Annotated in this window: 6 protein-coding genes and 1 tRNA gene; 3 read left to right on the forward strand and 4 right to left on the reverse strand. The window is 35.9% G+C overall.

Annotation, left to right across the window (positions count from 1 at the left end):
• Window positions 1-206: 206 nt before the first annotated feature.
• From K9N40_12285 to K9N40_12300, 4 genes are all read right to left on the reverse strand, one after another.
• Window positions 207-283, reverse strand: a tRNA-Val gene (locus K9N40_12285).
• A gap of 78 nt (window positions 284-361) precedes the next feature.
• Window positions 362-1,453 carry a PAS domain-containing sensor histidine kinase gene (locus K9N40_12290; protein MCF7815246.1) on the reverse strand — a complete coding sequence of 364 codons (1,092 nt, stop codon included), beginning with the start codon at window positions 1,451-1,453 and terminating at the stop codon, window positions 362-364.
• 96 nt (window positions 1,454-1,549) lie between these two features.
• Entirely contained in the window at window positions 1,550-2,953 is a 1,404-nt protein-coding gene (locus K9N40_12295) for a sigma-54 dependent transcriptional regulator (GenBank protein MCF7815247.1), read from the reverse strand.
• A complete protein-coding gene (locus tag K9N40_12300) occupies window positions 2,950-5,481 on the reverse strand; it encodes a tetratricopeptide repeat protein (GenBank protein MCF7815248.1) in 2,532 nt (843 codons plus the stop codon). The genes K9N40_12295 and K9N40_12300 overlap by 4 nt, the downstream gene beginning before the upstream one ends.
• Before the next feature lie 178 nt (window positions 5,482-5,659).
• Here K9N40_12300 and K9N40_12305 point away from each other — a divergent pair, with 178 nt between their 5' ends.
• The 3 genes from K9N40_12305 to K9N40_12315 all read left to right on the forward strand — a co-directional run.
• A complete protein-coding gene (locus K9N40_12305) occupies window positions 5,660-5,950 on the forward strand; it encodes a ferrous iron transport protein A (GenBank protein ID MCF7815249.1) in 291 nt (96 codons plus the stop codon).
• Complete coding sequence (locus K9N40_12310; protein MCF7815250.1) at window positions 5,950-6,171, forward strand: FeoC-like transcriptional regulator; 222 nt, start codon at window positions 5,950-5,952, stop codon at window positions 6,169-6,171. Before K9N40_12305 ends, K9N40_12310 begins: the two co-directional genes overlap by 1 nt.
• 82 nt (window positions 6,172-6,253) lie before the next feature.
• On the forward strand, window positions 6,254-7,981 hold a 1,728-nt coding region (locus K9N40_12315; GenBank protein ID MCF7815251.1), incomplete at its 3' end, for an ATP-dependent DNA helicase RecG.

The following is a 7,981-nucleotide window of genomic DNA, read 5'->3' on the forward strand; positions in this document are numbered from 1 at the left end:
AATTCGATATACTTCTAATTATATAAGTGTAATACATTCCCCTCCCGAAAAGCAAGAAGAAGTCCTTCTTCGCTTTAGTTGAAAAGATACAATATTAGCAAGCTTCGCAGAACACCATCCTTCGCACATGTATTTTTTTTAATTGAATTTTCTTTCAATTCGGCGTGCCATTCGAAGCTCCTGAGCATAAGCGAAAGGGCGAAGAATGGTGGGTGATACGGGATTCGAACCTGTGACCTCTACGATGTCAACGTAGCACTCTAACCAACTGAGCTAATCACCCACTCATTAAAAAAATCGGAAACTTCCGAACCTGATTTTAAGTAAATCAGCTTACATTTTTAGTCAAGACAGAAAATTATTATGTTTTATCCTTGGCAATGCGATGAAATATCAATTTAAAAATTGTTCCCTGGGGTGAATTGTTTTCTACGAAAACTTCACCTTTATATTTTTCCATGGCTTTTTTTACAATGTACAATCCCATTCCTGTATTGCCTCTAGAACCATATTTAAAACCCTCATCGAAAAGCTTGTCTTTTATTTCATCTGGAACGCCAATACCATTATCAGCAATTGTAATTATACTTTTTACTTTTTTGTCATAAATATCGATATCAATTTTATCTGCTTTACCATGAATAATCGCATTATTAATTATATTTTCGAAAACAGAATAGATCATTTCATCCGCTAAAATTAAATTTTTACCTTCAATAGTATATTCTATATCAGTCCTATTATACAAAACATTTTCAAAAACTTCGCGGGAATTAAAGACAAGTAAATTGGTATTTTGTAACAGCAACTTTTCAGATTCCCTCATTCCTCTGATAAGTTTAATACTACGATCTATACTTTTTTTAATTTCTTCCAGGTATTTTTTTTCATCTGTTGATTCAAATAATCTTATGGAACTGTTTATAACGGAAAGATTATTAGTCAAATCGTGCCTTAGCACCTGATTGATAAGCTTGGTATGTTTTTTTTGTGCTTTCAATAAATTTTCATTTAGCACACGTTCGGTAATATCACGATCGATCCCGCGATATCCTACCAACTCATTTTTCTTGTCATATATAGGAACAGCAGAGCTTAAAAGTATTCTTAATGAACCATCTTTGTGCATGAAATAAGCAGAATAGTTGCTCCAGCCTTTACCACTAGCCAGAGAACTTGCCAGTTTTTGTTGTTGGATTGCGGAATTTTTTTTGGTCCAAAGTTTTATTGTTGAATATCCCACAACTTCTTCCACTTTATAACCAAGGATTTTCTCGACAGCTCCATTAGAATAGGTATGAATTCCTTTCATATCCATTTCCCACACCCATTCGTCTAAAGCATCCAAAAAAGGTTCATCAATGAATGTATGCGATGAATTGCTATTTTCATCTTTTTCTTTAGAAGATTCACCGTGAAATTGAGAAAAAAAACGTAAATCTTCTTTTATCATTAATAATTGCTCCTTTGAATTTTATTCTGCTGACAAATTTAGCAACTCACATAAAATGAATCAAGAATTTTATGAAATTGATTTTTGCGATGTTTTCTATGTGATTTTTTTTTCTATCTTTATCCTGTATTTTTTTATTCTTCGGAAAAGTGCATCGTTAGAAATTCCTAAATATTGGGATGCTTTTACCTGGTTGAAATTCGTCTTTTTCAGCACTTTTTTTATCGTGGCGATTTCCAATTCCTGTAGATTTGTAGTATTTGGCAACTGGTTATCTGCATTTGTTTTGTTCAGGGCAAAATTAAAATCATCCAAGGTCAGCTTATCTGTATCGTTCAAAATTAGAGCTCGTTCCACCATGTTTCGAAGTTCACGTACATTGCCAGGAAAAGAATATTTTTCCAATTCAGATATAACACTCTTATCGATTTCTGGGATTTTCATATTTTTGCGACGGGCAAAATATTGGACAAAATGTTCCATCAGAGGTTTAATATCTTTGATTCTCTCTCGTAACGGTGGGATGTGAATCATCAACGTATTGATTCTGTGAAACAGATCGATGCGGAATTTATTGTCGGCTACCAGCTTATCAATGTTTTTATTGGTAGCGGAGATAATTCGAATGTTTACATTTATTTCGCGATCGCTTCCTACTGGTTTTATTTTTTTTTCTTCTAAAGCTCGGAGCAATTTGGACTGCAACGTGAAAGGCATATCAGCTATTTCATCCAAAAAAAGTGTTCCGCCATTTGCCAATTCAAAACATCCCTTTTTATTATCTGTGGCACCTGTAAAAGCTCCTTTTTTGTGTCCGAAAAATTCGCTTTCCAGAAGATGCTCTGGAATTGCTGCACTATTTACAGGATAAAATGCATACTCTTTGCGAGGACTGGCATAATGAATAATACGGGCAATTATCTCTTTTCCTGTACCATTTTCTCCTGTTATCAATACACTCACATCTTTGTCCTGAGCTGCTTTTAATGCCAGTTTCAGAACCGATTTGATCGCTTTTGTTTCTCCGATCAAATCCTTTTCGATCAGGTTTTCCAGCTCTCGATTGATCAGAGATCGCTGGTTTTCTATGATTTCCAGTTTGTTTTCCACGGAATGCAGATGGCTTTGGATTTTTACATATTTGCTGGTTCGCTCTATTGCCAGTTGAATATCCAGAGGACCAAACGGTTTGCGAATATAATCTACAGCACCGTTGCGAGTTGCTTCGATCACTGTATCCATATCGCCATGACCGCTGATCATGATAACTTCTATTTCGGGATATTCTGCTTTTACTTTTTTCAGAACGTTCAATCCATTCATTTCCGGAAGCATGATATCTGATATTAGAATATCTATTTTTTCCTTTTTAATGATACTGAATGCAATGGTAGGAGAATTGGCAGTTATTACATCAAAATTCTTTTTGATGAGATATTTACTGAGTCGATCGGTTATTTTCTTTTCATCATCTAAGATCAAAATTTTCGGTGATTTCATTCTATATCCTTATTTAAATATTTGGGAATTCTTACTGCAAATTTCGTTCCCACATCTTTTTGGCTCTCCACACTAATTTCTCCGTTCATTTCTTTGATGATTCCATAAGAAATGGAAAGCCCCAATCCTGTTCCTTCGCCGATCTCTTTGCTGGTGTAGAATGGCATGAATATTTTATTCAAATCTTTTTTTGATATTCCAGTTCCGTTATCTTCGATCTCCAGAATTACGAATTTGTTATCTTGATAACTGTGAATTTTTACTTTCTTCTCGAAATCGCGATTTTCTTTAATTTTTTCTTCGATAGCATCTTTGGCATTTGTAATAAGATTCAATACAACCTGTTCATATCGGAAAGGATTTCCTAAAATTGGTTCGATATCTTCATCCAAGGAAAATTCTACTTTTATATTGTTTTTGGAATATACATTCCTGGCCAGGCTGAAAGCATTTTCTATACTTTCGTTAATGTCAAATTCCTTTTGAGTTGCATCTTTCTGATCGCGCGAAAAAACTCTGATATGATCGATGATCTTTCTGATACGTTCCACATCTTCCAGGATATCCTGGAGATCAGAATAAATTTCGGGATTTGTTTGATTATCTTTGTTTTCCAAATACATGTTTTCCACGATGAAGGCAATATTCTGCAGGGGTTGATTGATCTCGTGTGCAATTCCTGCTGCGAGTTCACCCAGAGAAGACAGGCTGGCTTGATGAACAATTATCTGCTGTTGATTTTTTTGTTTTTCCAGAGCTTTGGCCACCCTTTCTTCCAATTGTTTGTTAGCTCTATTTTTCAGCCAGTAAAGATAAAACACTATTATCACAAGTAAAAGAACCAGAGCAAGTCCAAAATTCAATCTCAACTTTACCAGTTTTTGTTTTTCAATCTCCAATTTGTATTGTTCATTTTCACGTTCTTTCTTTTCTGTCTCATATTTAGTGCGGATCTCAGCGATTTTTTCACTGCTTTCTTTGGTAAAAATACTGTCTTTATATGCAGTAAACAAGCGATAATATCTAAGAGCATTTTTGTTATCGTTTTGCTTGCTGTAAAGTTCATAGAAAGAGTCATAACTGTTCTTTATCAAGTCTTTGGCATTGATCTCTCTGGCTAATCTCAGACCTTTTTCCAGATAAGGTTCTGCCTGCTGGAACTGTCCCATTTTCAAATAAATCGTTCCGATATCATTAGAACAATTTGCAATTCTCTGTTTGCTGTTTATTTCTTCGTAGATCTGCAGGGCTTCTTTACAGTAAAGAAGTGCAGCCTGATAATCCTGTTTACGTTCGTAGATCAGTCCGATATTATTGATGGAAATTGCCAGGCCGCTGCGATTCCCAATTTCTCGATAAATTTCCATCGATTCATTATAGAATTGAAATGCTTTATCATAATCTTGACGATTTTTGTAAATAATTCCGATATTTCCCAATGTTGCTGCCAGCCCTTCTTTGTTATTGATCTCTGTATAAATTTTGGCCGATTCATTAAAATATTCCAGAGCTTTGTCATATTCATTTAATTTTTCATAGATCAAACCGATGTTGTTGTATGTGCTGGCTACGCCTTCCTTAAAACCAAGTTTTTCTTTTATTTCCAGCGATTCCAGATAATATTCCAATGCACTGTCATGATTTCCCAGATTATTATAAACAACACCAATATTTCCCAGTGAAGTTGCAATTCCCATTTCATCATTTCTTTGTCGATTGATCTCCAGAACCTGAAAATAGTGTTCCAGCGCTTTGGTGAAATCTCCCATTTTGTTATAGATATTTCCAATATTTCCCAGGATTGCTGCATAACTTTCCGTTTCATTTTCTTTATCGATCAAACTTAAGGTTCTCTGATATGCTTCCAATGATTGCTCATAATTACTTAGATAGTCGTGACTGATACCGATATTACTGAGAGTTGCGATGATGCTTTCCACGTCTTTTATTTCCTGCTGAATGATGAGAGATTCCCGGTAATATTGAATTGCTTTTTCAAAATTATTTTGCCCGAAATAGATGTTCCCCAGATTATTGAAGGCATTTGCTTCGCCCCGTTTCAAACCTAATTCCTTATTTAATTCCAAAGATTGCATGATATATTTCGATGCATTTTCAAAGTCATCCAGCTGATAATATGAAATTCCGATATTCCCCAAAATATCCGCTGTTTTTTTCTTGCTGTCATATTCCTGAAAAATTTGCAAAGCCTGAAAGAAATATTCTATGGCTTTGGTATATTCTGAACTGAAATAATAAGAAAATCCGATGTTATAAAGAGCTTGTGCTTCACCCTGTTTATATCCTGCCTCTTTAGACAGACTTAGTGCATTTTCAGCGATCTTCAAAGATTCAGTATTATCGGCTCGATGATATTCTTCAGATAATTCGTTTAAAAGATCGATTCTTATCTGCGGTTCATTAACTTTTTCTAATTGCAGTTCCATGCTGTCTATTTTAGTTTTGGAAGCTTGAGCCACGCCGATAAATAGCAATAAAACTAATATTACATAATTTTTTTTATACATTTAAAACTCCACAATAATTAACGAATCTACTGACTTGAGAACAATTTGATGTCAAGAACGAAGTATAAATTCAGATTTAATTTTTTTTCTGAAAAGCTTTCTTGACATGCTCTGCAATTGAGAATTATTTGCAACTTGAATTATTTAGGATAGTTTTTCCTAAAATGGAGTTGAGTTAATGTTTGGTTTTAGAAGTCGCTCAGGAAAAGGTAAAAGGCATGGAAAACATTGCCGACAACACAAAAGAAGATTTGTGGGAGAATACATAAATCTTACCGAAGCTGAAGTCGGCAAAAAATATATCATCATGAAAAATCCTGATGTGAAAACGATGGAAATGGGCCTTTACAGAAGCGGAATCATAACCGTTCATAAAAATGAAGCGGAAAATTCAAATATTGTTGTTGGTGTAGGAGAATCCCGCTATATTATTCCGCGAGATCTGGCGGAAAAAATCAAAATACGATAATGTTAGTTAGTATTTTAGACTTATTCGAAGAAAGAAAAGTTATCTCATTAGATGATCTCTGTAAACATTTCGATGTCGATCCTCAGACAATGAAAGAAATGTTGAATAAACTGGTTATCAAAGGAAAAATTGCCCGGAAACCTTTGGAATGTGAATCATTTTGCAACCACTGCGGTATGTGCGAACTAACCAACGAAAAATTCACCTATAAACTTTTGTAATATTTTTTATTTAAGATAATTTTTTTTAATTCTACAATTCAATTTTCTTGACTTCCCATTCGCATCAAACTTTCTTCAAATCATGAATCAGAAAAAAAGTTGGAATCCATTGAATTCGGAAATAAAATTCCTGAAAGGAGTAGGAGAACATCGTGCTCGCATTCTGAATAAATTAAATCTCTTTACCATTTCCGATTTGATGGAACATTTCCCGCGAGATTACATAAATCGTACAGCCGTTGTAAAAATTGAAAGTCTGCGCTACAATGAGCACTTTTCTTTTGTAGGCTCAATTGTTTCGGTAGAAAAACGCACACTTTCCAACCGGCGATCTCAATTGAATGTAGTAGTTACCGATGGTGAAGAGCATCTATTTCTTACCTGGTTCAGTTTTGGTAAATGGTTCATTAAGCAGTTTGAAGTTGGAAAGCAGATCTGGGTCAGTGGAATTGTTACCGAATTCCAGCACATGCCGCAGATCGTGCATCCCGAAATTGAAATTCTGGATACAGAAGATGACACTCAGAATTTCTGGCATTCGCGTTCTGTTCTGCCGGTTTACAAACTCACAGACGGCATCAGTATGAACGTGATGCGCAATCTTATTTACAAAGCCTTTGAGCTTTACAGTGATAAGATCGAAGAAACTCTACCGGAATATATTTTGGAAAAATACAAATTTGAACCACGCCGAACTTCTCTTCAAAAAATGCATTTTTCTCAACATCCGCAGGAAATTCCCAAGATAAGAATCCGCTATGCTTTTGAAGAACTTTTTTACACCCAACTAATGCTGGCTCGCAGTAAATTCAATCATCACAAAAAAGAAAACGGACACAATTTTGAATTGAAGAAAACCTTTACAACCAAGCTGAAAAATTCGCTTCCTTATTCTTTAACTTCCGCTCAGAAAAAAGTGATCACGGAAATCGTGGGCGATATGAATTCCAAGCGTCAGATGAACCGCCTTCTGCAGGGAGATGTGGGCTCAGGAAAAACCATTGTTACAGTCTTTGCCATGCTTCTGGCTTTGGAAAATGGTTATCAAAGTGTGCTGATGGCACCTACGGAAATTCTGGCAGAGCAGCATTTTCACAGCATTTCCGATTTATTGAGAAATCAACCGGAAATACAAATAGCACTTCTAAAAGGCGGCGTGAGTAAAGAAAAAAAAGCCGCCAAAGAAGCGATCAAAAATGGAGAGATAGATATCATCGTGGGAACTCATGCGCTTATTCAAAAAGATGTGGAATTCCATAATGCCGGTTTTGTGGCGATCGATGAACAGCATCGTTTTGGCGTGGAGCAGCGTGCTGAACTTTCCCGCAAAAATAAATATCCTGATCTGCTTTATCTTTCTGCCACGCCAATTCCGCGTTCGCTTGCTCTCACAGTTTACGGTGATCTGGATGTGAGTATTATCGATGAAATGCCGCCCGGACGAAAACCGATAAAAACCCTGTGGTACAATTCCCAGAAAAGTGGGATCGTTTTTGAACAGGTGGAAACTCAACTGAAAATGGGAAGACAGGTTTACGTGGTTTGTCCACTCATCGAAGAATCTGCCAAAGTCGATCTGCTGGATGCTGAAACTCTGTATGAAGCGCTTTCCCAGAAAATTTATCCGCAATATAAAATTTCACTGCTGCACGGACGCATGAAAACTGCTGAAAAAGATGCAATCATGGCAGATTTCAAAGCAAGGAAATATGATCTGCTGGTTTCTACAACTGTGATCGAAGTCGGCATAGATATACCGAATGCTACAGTGATGATAATTCAGCATGCCGAAAGATTCGGACTCAGTCAA

The organism is Candidatus Cloacimonadota bacterium (genome assembly GCA_021734245.1).
Lineage (GTDB): Bacteria > Cloacimonadota > Cloacimonadia > Cloacimonadales > TCS61 > B137-G9.